At 61.5% G+C, this 15,618-nt stretch carries 9 protein-coding genes; 8 read left to right on the top strand and 1 reads right to left on the bottom strand.

All coding sequences use genetic code 11. The annotated features are described in order from the left end of the window. Window positions 1-10 precede the first annotated feature (10 nt). Window positions 11-2,131, top strand: coding sequence for a TonB-dependent copper receptor (locus PS14A_RS02290; RefSeq protein ID WP_212615194.1), 2,121 nt, complete (start codon window positions 11-13; stop codon window positions 2,129-2,131). Between the two features lie 144 nt (window positions 2,132-2,275). After that, complete coding sequence (locus PS14A_RS02285; RefSeq protein WP_212615193.1) at window positions 2,276-3,646, top strand: PepSY domain-containing protein; 1,371 nt, start codon at window positions 2,276-2,278, stop codon at window positions 3,644-3,646. 62 nt (window positions 3,647-3,708) lie between these two features. Here PS14A_RS02285 and PS14A_RS02280 read toward each other — a convergent pair whose 3' ends face one another. Continuing rightward, a complete protein-coding gene (locus PS14A_RS02280; RefSeq protein ID WP_212615192.1) occupies window positions 3,709-8,565 on the bottom strand; it encodes a DUF4329 domain-containing protein in 4,857 nt (1,618 codons plus the stop codon). A 294-nt stretch (window positions 8,566-8,859) separates the two neighbouring features. Here PS14A_RS02280 and urtA point away from each other — a divergent pair, with 294 nt between their 5' ends. From urtA to PS14A_RS02250, 6 genes are all read left to right on the top strand, one after another. Beyond that, window positions 8,860-10,125, top strand: coding sequence for an urea ABC transporter substrate-binding protein (gene urtA, locus PS14A_RS02275; protein WP_056787644.1), 1,266 nt, complete (start codon window positions 8,860-8,862; stop codon window positions 10,123-10,125). A gap of 237 nt (window positions 10,126-10,362) precedes the next feature. Then, window positions 10,363-11,865 carry an urea ABC transporter permease subunit UrtB gene (gene urtB, locus PS14A_RS02270; protein ID WP_212615191.1) on the top strand — a complete coding sequence of 501 codons (1,503 nt, stop codon included), beginning with the start codon at window positions 10,363-10,365 and terminating at the stop codon, window positions 11,863-11,865. Continuing rightward, window positions 11,865-12,944, top strand: coding sequence for an urea ABC transporter permease subunit UrtC (gene urtC, locus PS14A_RS02265; RefSeq protein WP_137215869.1), 1,080 nt, complete (start codon window positions 11,865-11,867; stop codon window positions 12,942-12,944). Before urtB ends, urtC begins: the two co-directional genes overlap by 1 nt. 23 nt (window positions 12,945-12,967) lie before the next feature. Then, window positions 12,968-13,810, top strand: coding sequence for an urea ABC transporter ATP-binding protein UrtD (urtD, locus tag PS14A_RS02260; RefSeq protein WP_212615247.1), 843 nt, complete (start codon window positions 12,968-12,970; stop codon window positions 13,808-13,810). Window positions 13,811-13,940: 130 nt separating this feature from the next. Beyond that, on the top strand, window positions 13,941-14,639 hold the full coding sequence (urtE, locus tag PS14A_RS02255) for an urea ABC transporter ATP-binding subunit UrtE (protein ID WP_056787636.1): 699 nt from the start codon (window positions 13,941-13,943) through the stop codon (window positions 14,637-14,639). Between the two features lie 43 nt (window positions 14,640-14,682). Further along, complete coding sequence (locus PS14A_RS02250; protein WP_212615190.1) at window positions 14,683-15,522, top strand: urease accessory protein UreD; 840 nt, start codon at window positions 14,683-14,685, stop codon at window positions 15,520-15,522. The last annotated feature ends 96 nt before the right edge of the window (window positions 15,523-15,618 follow it).

Below are 15,618 nucleotides of genomic sequence, written 5' to 3'. Positions count from 1 at the left end.
GGAAATTGTCATGTCCAGGTTTACTGCTGTCCCCTGCGCGGAATCTGCCCGCGCGCACTTTGCCCTGAATGAATCGCGGATTCGTTGCAGGCACGCTATTGCCGTCCTTTGCGGCGTACTGCTGACACCGCTGGCGCTGGCCGACGATCACGCCGGCCATGAAAACGAACTGAGCCCGACGGTGATCACTGCCATCGCCCCAAGCTCGCCACTGACGATCGTCACCAACCCCAAGGATCCGCGCCAACCAGTGCCGGCCAGTGACGGTGGCGATTACCTGAAGACCATTCCCGGCTTCGCTCTGGTACGCAATGGCGGCACCAACGGCGATCCGGTGCTGCGCGGCATGTTTGGTTCGCGCCTGAATATCCTCACCAACGGCAGCATGATGCTCGGCGCTTGCCCTGGCCGGATGGACGCGCCGACTTCGTATATTTCACCGGAAACCTACGACAAACTCACGGTGATCAAAGGCCCGCAGACTGTCCTGTGGGGGCCGGGCGCATCGGCCGGTACGGTGCTGTTCGACCGTGAGCCGGAGAACTTCGGCGAACTCGGCACGCGCGTCAACGCCAGCATCCTGGCTGGCTCCCGCGGCCGTTTCGACAAGGTCATCGACGCAGCTGCCGGCGGCCCTCGGGGTTACATGCGGGTGATCGGCAACACCGCGCATTCCGACGATTACCGCGACGGCAATAACGACATCGTCGCCTCGCGCTACGACAAGTGGAACGGCGATGTCGCACTGGGCTGGACGCCGGATGCCGACACCCTGATCGAACTCACCGCCGGCAAGGGCGACGGCGAGGCGCGGTATGCCGGGCGCGGCATGGACGGCTCGCAGTTCCTGCGCGAAAGCCTCGGCCTGCGCCTGGAAAAATCCAACATCAGTGAGGTGCTGGAAAAACTCGAGGCGCAGGTCTACTACAACTACGCCGACCATGTGATGGACAACTACACCCTGCGCACGCCGTCCGGCACCGGCATGATGGCCGGGCCCATGGCGTCCAACGTTGATCGTCGTACCCTCGGTGCACGGATCAAAGCAACCTGGCGCTGGGCTGATGTTCAGCTGATCACCGGTCTCGACGCACAGACGAACGAGCACCGTCAGCGCAGTGCAATGGGCGTCGATACCTACAAGCAACTGCCGTACAGCAAGGACGCCGATTTCCATAACTACGGCGTGTTCAGCGAAATGACCTGGTACGCCGCCGAGCGTGATCGCTTGATCACTGGCGCACGGGTGGATCGCGCTTCGGCCAAGGATTACCGGCAGACCACCGGGTCGGGGATGATGTCCCGTCCCAACCCGACCGCCGACGACACCCGCGCCGAGACCCTGCCCAGCGGCTTCATCCGTTACGAGCATGACCTCGCCGACAGCCCGACCACGCTCTACGCCGGCCTCGGTCACGCGCAACGCTTTCCGGATTACTGGGAGTTGTTTTCGCCCAAGTCCGGCCCGGCAGGATCGGTCAATGCGTTCGACTCGATCAAACCGGAAAAGACCACGCAGTTCGACTTTGGCGTGAACTACAAGAGCGCCGACCTCGAAGCCTGGGCCTCGGGTTATATCGGTGTGGTACGCGATTACATCCTGTTCGACTACACCCCGGGAATGATGGGCATGAGCACCTCGCGCGCCGAGAACATCGACGCGCGGATCATGGGTGGCGAACTCGGAGCTGCCTACAACCTCACCGACAACTGGAAAGCCGATGCGACCCTGGCCTACGCCTGGGGCAAGAACAGCAGTGACGGCTCGGCACTGCCGCAGATGCCGCCGCTGGACGCGCGTTTCGGCCTGACCTACAGCCAAGACAACTGGAGCGCCGGCGCACTCTGGCGAGTGGTCGCCGCGCAGCACCGCATCGACGCGAACAAGGGCAACGTGGTCGGCAAGGATTACGCCCAGAGCTCCGGCTTCGGCGTGTTCTCGCTCAACGGCGCGTACCGCATCAACAAGCACTGGAAGGTCAGCAGCGGTGTCGACAACCTGTTCGGCAAAGCCTACGCCGAACACTTGAATCTGGCTGGCAACGCCGGGTTCGGTTACCCGGCCAATGACCCACAGGCAATCAATGAACCGGGGCGCACGCTCTGGACCAAAGTGGATATGAGTTTCTGACAAACACCCATGTGGGAGCGAGCTTGCTCGCGAAGAGGCCGGCGCATTCAACAGTGATGTCGTCTGGCATGACGCCTTCGCGAGCAGGCTCGCTCCCACAGGTAACAGACAACGAAAAGAACCAAGCCAAGCGGAGCACACGTGATGCAAAAGCCTCAACCCAATTTCTACAACCTGGCCTGGCGCTGGCATTTCTATGCCGGGCTGTTCGTCGCGCCGTTCATGGTGATGCTGGCCCTGACCGGGATCATTTATCTGTTCAAACCGCAGCTCGATTCGCTGATGTACAGCAGCCTGCTCGAAGTACCGGTCGGGCACCACACAGTGCCGGCCGATGACTTGCTGCAACGGGTGAAAGCTGCCTATCCGCAGGGCCAGGTCACTCAGTACCTGCCGCCGGTGAACGCCCAGCGCAGCGCGCAATTCGTGGTGAAAAACGCAGGTCACGAACTCAACGTATTCGTCGATCCGTATCACGGTGACATCCTCGGCGAGCAGGATGCCAAGCAGAATCTGCAAGCCATCGCCCGCGCGATCCACGGCGAATTGATGATCGGCACGGTCGGCGATCGGCTAATCGAAATGGCCGCTGGCTGGGGCGTGGTGCTGGTGGTGTCGGGGCTGTTTCTGTGGTGGCCACGCGGTCAGGCAGCAGGCATTCTGTGGCCGCGCCTGAGCAGCCGCGGTCGGTTGTTGTGGCGCGATCTGCACGCGGTCACCGGGTTCTGGGGCGCTACATTGCTGCTGGTGATGTTGCTCAGCGGCATGACCTGGACCGGTTTCTGGGGCAAACAATATGCGGCGGTATGGAACGTGTTCCCGGCCGCGATGTGGAACAACGTGCCGACCTCCGACGTTGAAGCGCGCAGCCTCAACAGCGCCACGCGCCAGACCGTGCCATGGGCGATGGAGAACACACCGATGCCGATGTCCGGCGACCACGCCGAACACATGAATCACGGCAATGCCCATGCCGGCCCCGCTGCACCCGAAGTCAGCCTGCAGGATGTGCAGAACATCGCCAGCGAACGCAAGGTCGAACCCGGCTACAGCATCACCCTGCCGACCACCGCCACCGGCGTGTTCACCATCGCCGTATTCGCCGATGACCCGCGCAACGACGCCACCCTGCATATCGATCAGTACACCGGCAAGGTCCTCGCCGATGTGCGCTTCGAGCACTACGGCACCGTTGCTCGCGCTACCGAAATCGGCGTGATGCTGCACGAAGGCAAGATGTTCGGCACCTTCAACCAGATTGTCGTGCTGCTGATCTGCCTGATGATTCTGCTCAGCGCCGTCAGTGGTGTGGTGATCTGGTGGAAGCGTCGGCCTGAAGGCAAATTCGGTGTGCCGCCGCTGCGCCATGATCTGCCGAAGTGGAAAACCGGCGTGGCGATCATGCTGGTGCTGGCGGTGGTGTTTCCGCTGGTGGGGGCTTCGCTGGTGGTGGTCTGGTTGCTTGATCGCCTGCTGCTGTCGCGTGTTGGCCGGAGTGCGCCGGCCTCGACTTGAGCGATGCGCCATGAGGAGCGGCCGCCAATAGCGGCACGCTCCCCGGAGCCAGCAGCGGCGAATTACAACTCGTCGCGGATGCGCACCGTGCCTGGCGACGATGGCTGCTTGCGCTGCACCTTCCAGGCACGTCCCATGCGCCCGGTCTGAGCCCAGTAGTAACCGGCGACCAACACCCGGAACTCGCCCAGCGCCATAAGCCGGGAAACGAATTCGCCCGGACTCAGGTGGCTGGTCCATCGGCCGTTCTCGAAAAACACCGACCGGGTCAACAGCAGATCACGCTCGGCAGCCGAATAGGAAGGCGTGTATTTGAGCAGGACATTGTGCGGCGTCGAATAGAAATAATGCCGAATATCGAAGCCCCTGTTTTTCAGGTCGTGGGAATGGGCGTATACGAGCTCTGGCGTCGCGAAATTGGCTCTGATTCCCTCTGCGTCCGGCACCAGAGTGGTGTTGCCTGAAAGGTGCATCTGATGAGCGGCGATCGGATGGTAACCATCGGGATAACGCGGCGCCGGGTGCTGCCAACTCACCGAAGAGTCCGTCGACTTCCGGAATATCCGCGCCAGCGGGCTCGGATCCTGCGCGGACCAGGCGATGGGTTCGAGCGGTACAAATTGACTGGCGACCGCTGGCGCCAGAATTGCACTCTCGTAACCGACGTCGAGAGTGGCCTCGGCCGCTCGCTGCTGTGCATAGCGTGCAGCGTCGTCGGGGTGATGGAAAACCGGGCCGAGTGCCGGGACGGGATTTTCTCGCCAGCGCTGCTCAGCGCTGACATCGGCCTGGCGCGGCTGCCAACTGTCATCCACCAGGCCATGTCTGGACCAGTACTCACTGCTCTGGATCACCTCGAGCCGGCCCGCAGCTGCCATTCGGCGGATATATGCAGGAAAGTCGAACGAGCCTTTGGCGATGTCTCGCTCATCGTTGGCGGCTTGTACCGCAGAGACAAATGCATTGGGGCGCAGCTCGATCTGCCCGCGGCGGTCGTAGAACTCGCCCGGCTCGAAGGCATGCAGTTGCAGTTTCAACAACGCCCCGTCGGCGCATGAGAAGTAGATCGGCCGATAACCCTGTGGGGTATTGGCTCGAACGCAGACTGACAGAACATCATTGGGCAGCAGAAAGACCTCGCGCACGTCGCCGGATCGCGCGCCCAGTGGCGGTAGCGGTGCCCGCAGATAAATCGCGTCGAGCGCAAAGCCCGAAATCAGCTCACCGTTTTCGAACACGCGATCAAGGGCCAGCGCCGAGCCCTGAACTTCGACCGGCAAGGTGGCGAGACATACGCCTTGCTGGTTGCGCAAAAGGTAGCCGAAAGTCTGGGTATCCCTGCTGACGGACGCGTCATGAACATATTGGGCGGCAGCGTCTGCCTGCACGAACAGTGCACTGCAGAGCGGCTTGCTCAAGGCCTTGTCATACTCTCTGGCCGGCAACAGATCTTCGGAAAAAGGTGCCCACACCGATACCTGTCGCGGCAACCCCCAGATCTCGCTGCCCTTGATCACTTGCAGATGCCCGCCCTTGGCCAGGGCATTGATCCATTCAACGGGCTGCAGATGTCTGCTGCGCAAGCCCTGCTTGATCGCTTTCGCATCGACGGCCGCGAACCGGTCGCCCTGGCCAAGCAACTGCGAAAACAGTTCGGCCTGCGGCTGATACCTGAGCACTGAACCGTCCGGAGCAAAGAGAAATTCAAGCAAGGACGCCGGTTTGTAAGCAACCAGCGAGCCGTCTGCCGTAACCCGATATTCCTCCCTCACCCCGCGTTTGTTGAAGGCCGACTCCAGCACATCGACGGTAAACATGTTCAGGTAGATCTGTTTCTGGACGCGCGACAGCACCAGCGAGGCCTCTCGGACGGCGCGCGACCGATAGCGCGCCACGATGTGGCAACCGAGCGGAAAAAATCCATAGGTCCGGCTTTCCTCAGGGCAGATTTCGAAAAGGTCGAAATCTTCACGGCTGACTTCAATCGGCGCAGTCGCCACGAAGCGCTTGTCGGCCGTCTCCAGGATTACCCCGCCGAACACCCGGTCGCTCACTGCAGCGAGCAGGGTTGCAGCATGCATGGCAGCATCGTCAGCCGTCAGAAAAACCGGCCCCAGCCAGCGCCGCTGCAGGTGTGCGTATGGCTGCCAGGTCACCCCGACGAGCCCCGTTCGGTCCCAGCACAAGCCAGCATGCATCACCGAGAGTTCGCCACTGTTGGCCACCTCGTGGACGAAATCGCTAGGCACCAAGTGTCCGGACGCCAGATCGCTCTTGATCGTGTCGAGCGTGCTCTGCGACGTGGCGTCATAAAAGAGTTTGCTGGACGGGCTTCTCGCATATTTCAACAGCGCACCGTCGCACGTTGCGATATAGAGGGCTACCGGAAGCTGCGACGCCACAACCGGACGCCGACGTCCGTAATACATCGAGGTGGTGAGATTGTCCGGCGAGATGAAGTAATGGTTGAGCCAGTCATCCGGCGTTTTCCTCGGGTCATCTGAACGACGGTGCGAATACCAGCTGGCGTACAGATCGAAGCCCTCGGGAAACTGATACCACGGCTCCGATCTTCGCGCGGCAAACAGGCTGTTGAGTTGAAACAGACTGCTCTGCCCATCGCTGACGGGAATCAGCTCCGTGGCAACGTACTCTTCATTTTGCCGGTGTTTGAGGATGAACCCGAAGCAGGCGTTGACCTGCTCTTGCCAATGCCTGGCGCGTTCATGCTGACTCTGTGCCACCTCGTCGGCTGAAGCGAACACCGCACCGTAGGCCACCGTTTCCGGTCGGCGCCACGGCAACGGCAATGGCAGCATCAACTGAGGCGCGGCGATCGCTGGCGGGGTCAGCCCAGGCAATACCGGCGTTGGAAGCACAGGGTAGTCCGGGGAAAACGGATGAATCACCGGCCAGACCGGCGCGTCGGGCGCGGGCGGCGCTTCACGCACCGACCAGGTCGAGGCGATCCGGCCGCGATAGCCCCACAATGGGTTATCGACCAGGCTGGTCAGCCGACCGGCCGCCGCTTGCTCACGGATAAAATCCTGCGGCCGCTTGCTGCCATTGCCCAGTTCCGTGGCGAGGGCACCGGGATGCCGGCTGGTTCCCAGACGCCTGCCCAGTTCCGCAGCGGGCGCTGAACCGTCGGCCTCAAAGCGCAGCAGACTGTCCGCAGCGGCCGATACATACAGGACAATCTCATCAAGCAGCACCCGCCGGACTTCCTCGACACTGAGCATCTGCAGACTGAGCACGGCTTCGTGCGGGGTCCATTGCAGATAATCGACCTCCACCGGTTCCAGTTGCGACACGGCAACATGGGACACATAGCGCGCGTGCAGGCGATGATCATCCGGAAAAATAGCCCGTCCTTGGTTGTCGTGGGGATAAAGCCGCCCCTGGCCGAGCACATCGATATCGCCTGGCAGCGGTTCGGTGACCACGAAGCGTTGATTGCTGCATTGGAAAATGTAGCCCGCAAATTGCCGGTCGCGGCGATTGCCGACCGCTTGATGGGCATAACGCGCGGCATCATCGGACGTCAGAAATTCCCGGCTCAACACTGGCCAGGTGAAATCCGGATACGGCGTCCATTGCAGATCCAGCACCCCGAGGCGAGACCACAAGGCACTGCCGCGTAGCACTTGCAGCCTGCCGGCGATGATCAGCATCGACACGAATTCGCGTGGTCGAAGTGTTCCGCTCGACAGTCTCGCCTCGATGCCGCCATCGCTGACGGTTCCGTCGGGATGCTCCTGACTGAAGGCCGCTTCGACCTGACTGCCGCTGAAGGTGTACTTCAACATGGCGGTGTCCCTTGCCTGCATGTACAGCGAAAGAGGCTTGCCCGGCGCCGCCAGAGGTAATGCGCGGCGCCGACGGGCGATCGCCAGCGCCACGTCCTGCGGCGCAAAAAAGTTCTCTGCCAGCCATTGCTCGGTCGCGGGCGCTCGCGCCGGATCGGGCCGCGATGCGAAGTAAAAACCTTCGAGCACGTAGCCTCGCGGCAATCGCAACTGACCATCGCCAGCTTCGGGAAAAACCTTTGCAGGATCCCAGGATGTCGCTTGTGCAGCGCGCACGTGGGTCGCTACATACTCCTCGCTCGTGCTTTTCTTCAGCAGCAATCCCGACCTCTGTGCGCCACGGGATTTCAATGCCGCCAGCACGGCGCGTTCAGGATTGACGCAGACCCGGGTCATCAACGGCATTTCGGTGATTGTCCCGGTCGAAAAAGGCGTGCCGGCCTTCCACTCCGCAGGTACCCGCCCCACCGAGTGCCCCCAATCGGCATTCGACACAATGACCTTGAGCTCGCCGACCGTCGCCAGTTTGTTGATCAGCCCCATCACATCGTTGATCGCTGGAGGCCGACCGGACGGCGCGCCGGACTGATGCCAGAGGACGTATGCGCGCTCCTCCGGGGAGCCGCTCGACACATATTTGAGCAGGCTGCCGTCAGGGCCGGAAAGATAGGCGCTACGGAAAAAATCCCGCGCTGACACATCACCCAGAAAGTCGCCTGCAGAATAGAAACTGATGAACAACCTGAGCAGCATTTCATCCTGACGCGGATTGCCATTGCGGAACTCGTCATGCAGTGGCGGATGGCTGTGTACGCTGGCGATGCATCGGTAGCCCAAGGGATGGCGCAGCTCGCCGAGCACCCCGCTTTCGAGAATGGAGCCAAATTCGAAACTTGTGGCTTCGCCCGCGATGGGTGAGGTCGCCAGGAACTTGCCGTCGGGACGTCGCAGAATCACGCTGCCGTATTCTTTGTCCGGGTTGAGCGGGATCCGTGTATGCACCCAATAGGCGGCGTCTTCTTCGCTCAGGAACGCCGGGCCAAGGGGGGGCAATTTGAATTTTTTCGGAGAACTTGCGGCGCGACCGGAACGCCCAGACACATCATTCATAAAAACCTGCGCAGAAAATCGGGATGAGCAGACGAGTGTGTGTCGCAGCTGCCGTGAGGCTGCGGTACATGTTTATCGTTTCTGTAACAGCGCCGCTTGCGCGCCCCAATCTGGCGCACCTCTGCGCACCATCGCCCATAGCGCGTGCCCTCATGGTGCAAGTCTTGAGAGCGCAAACGCTCTGGCACGACATTTTCTTGCCTGAACGCGACCGGGCACAGCCTTTGCAAAACACACCTTCAGTCGTCCGCATCTGCCAACCAGAAAAAATCGAATGTTCATGGAGATCGCACAATGAAGCGTCGCAGTTTGATCAAGGCTTTCACACTCACGGCATCCATTGCCGCGATGGGCATGACCTGGACTGTCCAGGCCGCCGAGACCATCAAGGTCGGGATTCTGCATTCGTTGTCCGGGACCATGGCGATCTCCGAAACGTCGCTCAAGGACATGGCGCTTATGACCATCGACGAGATCAACGCCAAGGGCGGCGTGAACGGCAAGATGCTCGAGCCGGTGGTGGTCGACCCTGCTTCCAACTGGCCGCTGTTCGCCGAAAAGGGCCGACAGTTGCTGACCCAGGACAAGGTCGCGGTGGTGTTCGGCTGCTGGACCTCGGTATCGCGCAAATCGGTACTGCCGGTATTTGAAGAGCTCAACGGTCTGCTGTTCTACCCGGTGCAATACGAAGGCGAAGAAATGTCGCCGAACGTGTTCTACACCGGCGCCGCGCCGAACCAGCAAGCGATTCCGGCGGTTGAATACCTGATGAGCGAAGAAGGCGGCAGCGCCAAGCGTTATTTCCTGCTCGGCACCGACTACGTCTACCCGCGCACCACCAACAAGATCCTGCGCGCGTTCCTGCACTCCAAAGGCGTGGCCGACAAGGACATCGAAGAGGTCTACACGCCGTTCGGTCACAGCGATTACCAGACCATCGTTGCCAACATCAAAAAATTCTCCGCCGGTGGCAAGACTGCCGTGATCTCGACCGTCAACGGCGACTCCAACGTGCCGTTCTACAAAGAGCTGGCCAACCAGGGCCTGAAGGCCACCGATGTACCGGTGGTGGCGTTCTCGGTCGGTGAAGAAGAACTGCGCGGCATCGACACCAAACCGCTGGTGGGCAACCTCGCGGCGTGGAACTACTTCGAGTCGGTGGAGAATCCTGCGAACAAGAAATTCGTCGCGGACTGGAAAGCCTATGCGAAGAAACACAATCTGCCGGGCGCCGATAAAGCCGTGACCAACGACCCGATGGAAGCCACCTACGTCGGCATCCACATGTGGGCGCAGGCGGTCGAGAAAGCCAAATCCACTGACGTCGACAAGGTGCGTGAAGCGCTGGCCGGGCAGACGTTTGCTGCGCCATCGGGCTACACCCTGACCATGGACAAGACCAATCACCACCTGCACAAGCCAGTGATGATCGGCGAAATCCAGAGCGACGGTCAGTTCAACGTCGTGTGGCAGACCGAAGGCCCGATCCGCGCGCAACCGTGGAGCCCGTTCATTCAGGGCAACGACAAGAAGCCGGATTATGCGGTGAAGAGCAACTGAGTCACCGGATGTCAGTCTCGCGCCTGGCGTGAGGCTGATGCAATTCCCTGTGGGAGCGGGCCTTTGTGGTGAGGGGATTTATCCCCGATGGGTTGCGAAGCAGCCCCAAAGCCATCGGTCGCGGTGTATCAGATTGATCGCGTCGACCGATATCACGACTGCTTCGCAGCCGAACGGGGATAAATCCCCTCGCCACAAAGGCTCGCTCCCACAATGTCCGCGTCAAGGCGACTGACTATGCCCACTGCCCTTTTCCGATTCATCTGTGCCATCGCACTGTTGCTGCCGCTGCTGGCCCACGCCGGCGACGCCGAAGACTTTGTCGCGGCCAATCCGATGCAACAGGCCAAACTGCTGGAAGCCTGGGCCGCGCAGCCCGATCCGGCCCGTATCGAATTGCTCAACGCCCTGCAACAAGGCGAACTGACGATCGACGGCCAAGCGAAAACCCTGCGCCTGAACAATCGCCTGCGGGGTCTGATCGACACCGCGATGGCCAGCCATCAATTGCTCGCCGCTGACAGCAAAATCCGTCTAAGCGCCGCACAGCAATTGCAGAAAAGCGCGAAACCCGCGCAGCTGAAATTTCTCGACCAGCAGCTCGCTGGGGAAAAAGACCAAAGCGTGCATGCCGCCCTGAGCCTGGCGCTGGCCAATCTGCAATTGGTCGACAGCGACCCGGCGGTGCGCCTTGCAGCGGTGCGGTTGCTCGGTGAAACCGGCGACCCACTGGCCCGTACACGCCTCGAAGGTTTGCTCGAACCCGGAGTGGAAAGCGATGCCGGCGTGCGCACCGCCGCCGAAACCAGCCTCGCTCAGGTCAAGCGCAAATTGCTGATCGGCGAAGTCCTCGGCCAGGCGTTCAGCGGCATGTCGCTGGGCTCGATTCTGCTGCTCGCCGCCCTCGGTCTGGCGATCACCTTCGGCCTGCTCGGGGTGATCAACATGGCCCACGGCGAGATGCTGATGCTCGGCGCCTACTCGACCTACGTGGTGCAGTTGATGTTCCAGCGCTACGCACCGCAGGCCATCGAGTTTTATCCGTTGATCGCGCTGCCAGTGGCGTTTTTCGTCACCGCCGCGATCGGCATGGCGCTGGAACGCACGGTCATCCGCCATCTCTATGGTCGGCCGCTGGAAACCCTGCTCGCGACCTGGGGCATCAGCCTGATGCTGATCCAACTGGTACGTCTGGTATTCGGTGCGCAGAACGTTGAAGTGGCCAACCCGGCGTGGCTGTCCGGCGGCATCCAAGTACTGCCCAATCTGGTGCTGCCGTACAACCGCATCGTCATCATCGCTTTCGCATTGTTCGTGGTGGTGCTGACCTGGCTGTTGCTGAACAAAACCCGCCTCGGCCTCAACGTGCGCGCCATCACCCAGAACCGCAACATGGCCGCCTGCTGCGGCGTGCCGACCGGGCGCGTGGACATGCTCGCCTTCGGTCTCGGCTCGGGCATCGCCGGATTGGGCGGCGTGGCGCTGAGCCAGATCGGCAACGTCGGCCCGGACCTCGGTCAGAGCTACATCATCGACTCGTTCCTGGTAGTGGTGCTCGGCGGCGTCGGCCAACTGGCCGGCAGCGTGCTCGCGGCGTTTGGCCTGGGCATCGCCAACAAGATTCTCGAACCGCAGATCGGTGCGGTGCTCGGCAAGATCCTGATCCTCGCGCTGATCATTCTGTTCATTCAGAAACGTCCGCAAGGCCTCTTCGCACTGAAAGGACGGGTGATCGACTGATGAACCAGCCTCTGTTAGTCACGGCCACACAAAAGGCCGGGCCGAAAGTCACGCTCGCGGTCGGCGGGGTGATCCTCGCGCTGCTGATCGTTCTGCCGCTGCTGTCACTGCTCGCGCCGGACAATGCAATGCACGTCTCGGCCTACACGCTGACCCTGGTCGGCAAAATCCTCTGCTACGCCATCGTTGCTCTGGCGCTGGATCTGGTCTGGGGCTATGCCGGCCTGCTGTCGCTGGGCCACGGTCTGTTCTTCGCCCTCGGCGGTTACGCGATGGGCATGTACCTGATGCGGCAGGCGGCCGGCGATGGCTTGCCGGCGTTCATGACTTTCCTGTCGTGGAGCGAGTTGCCGTGGTACTGGACCGGCACCAGCAGCTTTATCTGGGCCATGTGTCTGGTGGTGCTGGCGCCGGGTCTGCTGGCGCTGGTGTTCGGCTTTTTCGCCTTCCGTTCGCGGATCAAGGGCGTGTATTTCTCGATCATGACCCAGGCCCTGACCTTCGCCGGCATGCTCCTGTTCTTCCGCAACGAGACCGGGTTTGGCGGCAACAACGGCTTCACCAATTTCCGTACCATTCTCGGTTTCGGCATCACCGAACCGGGGACCCGCGCGGTGCTGTTTCTGGCCACGGTGTTGTTGCTGGTGGCGAGCCTGTTCATCGGCTGGCGCCTGGCGCAGAGCAAGTTCGGCCGGGTGCTGACGGCGTTGCGCGATGCGGAAAACCGTTTGATGTTCTGCGGCTACGACCCGCGTGGTTTCAAGCTGTTCGTCTGGGTGCTGAGTGCGGTGCTGTGCGGCCTCGCCGGAGCGCTGTACGTGCCGCAGGTCGGCATCATCAACCCCAGCGAAATGTCGCCGACCAACTCGATCGAAGCGGCGGTGTGGGTCGCCCTTGGCGGGCGCGGCACGCTGATCGGGCCGCTGCTCGGCGCCGGCGTGGTCAACGGCATGAAGAGCTGGTTCACCGTGGCCTTCCCCGAATACTGGCTGTTCTTCCTCGGCGCGCTGTTCATCGTCGTGACGTTGTACCTGCCCAAGGGCGTGATCGGTCTGCTGAAGAAACGAGGTGAACAATGAGAGTCACGGCGAGCGCTGAATTCATGCTGGAACCGTCCTTCTTTCCCGTGGAACCGAACAAGGACGAAGGCACCAGCCGCGACTCGATCGGCCTCGGCCAGCGCGTCGGCCCCGGCCTCGATACGCGCCACGGCACCATCCTGACCCTGGAAGACATCAGTGTCAGCTTCGATGGCTTCCGTGCGTTGAACAATCTCAACCTGTACATCGGCGTCGGCGAACTGCGCTGCATCATCGGCCCCAACGGCGCGGGCAAGACCACGCTGATGGACGTGATCACCGGCAAGACCCGGCCCAGTCACGGCAAGGCCTGGTTCGGCGAAACCCTGGACCTGACGCAGATGAGCGAAGTGCAGATTGCCCAGTCCGGCATCGGCCGCAAGTTTCAGAAACCGACGGTGTTCGAAGCCTTGAGCGTGTTCGAAAACCTGGAGCTGGCGCAGAAGACCGACAAGTCGGTGTGGGCCAGTTTGCGTGCACGCCTGAGCGGCGAACAGAAGGATCGCATCAGCGAAGTGCTTGAGACGATTCGCCTGACCACCTCGGTCAATCGCCAGGCCGGCCTACTGTCCCACGGCCAGAAGCAGTTCCTTGAGATCGGCATGTTGTTGATGCAGGACCCGCAACTGCTCTTGCTCGACGAGCCGGTGGCGGGCATGACCGACGCCGAAACCGAATTCACCGCCGAGCTGTTCAAGTCGCTGGCGGGCAAGCATTCGCTGATGGTGGTCGAGCACGACATGGGCTTTGTCGGCTCGATTGCCGACCACGTCACGGTGCTGCATCAGGGCAGCGTGCTGGCCGAGGGCTCGCTGGAACAGGTGCAGGAAAACGAGCGGGTGATCGAGGTCTACCTCGGCCGATGAATCGGCCAGCTGCAAGCGACAAGCTTCAAGCAGCAAGTAAAAGCAAAGTCATAAACAGCACTGCTCTTGCTTGCAGCTTGCGGCTTGCGGCTTGCGGCTTGCGGCTTGAAGCCCAACTAACGGAGTTCCGATGCTACAAGTCCAACAACTTCATCAGTACTACGGCGGTAGCCACATCCTGCGCGGTCTGAGCTTTGACGTGAAAGTCGGCGAAGTCACTTGCCTGCTCGGGCGTAACGGCGTGGGCAAGACCACCCTGCTCAAATGCCTGATGGGCCTGCTGCCGGCCAAGGAAGGTGCGGTGAACTGGGAAGGCAAACCGATCACCACGTTCAAACCGCATCAGCGTGTGCATGCCGGTATCGCCTACGTGCCGCAGGGCCGTGAGATCTTCGGGCGCCTGACGGTAGAAGAAAATCTGCTGATGGGCCTGTCGCGCTTTCCAGGCTCAGAAGCCAAAGAAGTTCCAGGTTTCATCTACGAACTGTTCCCGGTGCTGCTGCAAATGAAGCAGCGCCGTGGCGGCGATCTGTCCGGCGGTCAGCAGCAGCAACTGGCAATCGGCCGGGCATTGGCCAGCCGCCCGCGCCTGCTGATTCTTGATGAGCCCACCGAAGGCATTCAACCGTCGGTGATCAAGGAAATCGGCGCGGTAATCAAGCAGCTCGCGGCGCGCGGCGACATGGCGATTCTGCTGGTCGAGCAGTTCTACGATTTCGCCGCCGAACTGGCCGATCAATACCTGGTGATGTCGCGGGGCGAGATCGTCCAGCAGGGTCGCGGTGAAAATATGGAGGCCGAGGGTGTACGCGGGCTGGTCACGATCTAACGCGCCGGTCTAATCTGTAGCTTCCTAACGATAATCACAAATCATGAATTCACTTGCCTCACCTGCCCTGTTTACCCCGAGCTGGCACGCCGAGCTGGAACTGGCTTACGCGCGCTTCGGCGATTGCACGCGCCCGGTCATGCGCCGCCATCTCGGCCCGCTGCGCGTACAAAAGCACCTGTACGCCGAAGGCCCCGAGGTCTGTCAGCACATCATCGTCCACCCACCGGGCGGAATTGCCGGTGGTGATCGGCTGGACATCAAGGCCCGCGTCGAACCCAACGCCTGGGCGCAAATCACCAGCCCCGGCGCCGCCAAGTGGTATCGCGCCGGTGGACCGGCTTATCAGCAACTCGACTTGAAAGTCGCCGCCGGCGCTACGCTTGAATGGCTACCGCAGGAAACCATCGTCTACAGCGCCGCGCAGGCCGAGTTGAGCACAACGATCGAGCTCGAAGGCGATGCGCGGCTGTTCTACTGGGACGTGGTGGCGCTCGGTCGTCCGGCCAGCGGCGAGCGTTTTGACCTCGGGCATTTTCAGGCGCACCTGGATATCCGCCGCGATGGTCAGTTGCTCTGGCACGAACGGCAGCGCATTGTCGGTGCGGACGGTTTACTCGATTCGCCGATCGGCCTGGATGGCAATCCGGTGTTCGCAACGATGCTGGTCACCGGTGAGATAGACGCCGGGTTGCTGGAGCGCTGCCGCTCGCTGGGGCACGAAGTGCGTGGAGACTTGACGCAGTTGCCAGGGTTGCTGGTGGCGCGGTGTCTGGCCGGTGAAGCGTTACTCGCCCGCGCCTGGCTGATTGATTTATGGCGACTGCTAAGGCCAGCGCTGCTGGGCCGCGAAGCCATGCCCCCACGAATCTGGAACACCTGAAATGCATGCCCCTGTAGGAGCTGACGAGTGAAACGAGGCTGCGATCTTTTGATCTGGATCTTCGAAAACAAGATCAAAAGATCGCAGCCTCGTTTC

The organism is Pseudomonas sp. 14A, assembly GCF_018132745.1.
Classification (GTDB): Bacteria; Pseudomonadota; Gammaproteobacteria; order Pseudomonadales; family Pseudomonadaceae; genus Aquipseudomonas; species Aquipseudomonas mercuritolerans.
This window is presented reverse-complemented; position numbering and strand designations above follow the sequence as displayed.

Coding starts and splice junctions, on each gene's coding strand:
- PS14A_RS02290 (WP_212615194.1), top strand. CDS start 11: ATGTCCAGGTTTACTGCTGTCCCCTGCGCGGAATCTGCCCGCGCGCAC.
- PS14A_RS02285 (WP_212615193.1), top strand. CDS start 2,276: ATGCAAAAGCCTCAACCCAATTTCTACAACCTGGCCTGGCGCTGGCAT.
- PS14A_RS02280 (WP_212615192.1), bottom strand. CDS start 8,565: ATGAATGATGTGTCTGGGCGTTCCGGTCGCGCCGCAAGTTCTCCGAAA.
- urtA (WP_056787644.1), top strand. CDS start 8,860: ATGAAGCGTCGCAGTTTGATCAAGGCTTTCACACTCACGGCATCCATT.
- urtB (WP_212615191.1), top strand. CDS start 10,363: ATGCCCACTGCCCTTTTCCGATTCATCTGTGCCATCGCACTGTTGCTG.
- urtC (WP_137215869.1), top strand. CDS start 11,865: ATGAACCAGCCTCTGTTAGTCACGGCCACACAAAAGGCCGGGCCGAAA.
- urtD (WP_212615247.1), top strand. CDS start 12,968: ATGCTGGAACCGTCCTTCTTTCCCGTGGAACCGAACAAGGACGAAGGC.
- urtE (WP_056787636.1), top strand. CDS start 13,941: ATGCTACAAGTCCAACAACTTCATCAGTACTACGGCGGTAGCCACATC.
- PS14A_RS02250 (WP_212615190.1), top strand. CDS start 14,683: ATGAATTCACTTGCCTCACCTGCCCTGTTTACCCCGAGCTGGCACGCC.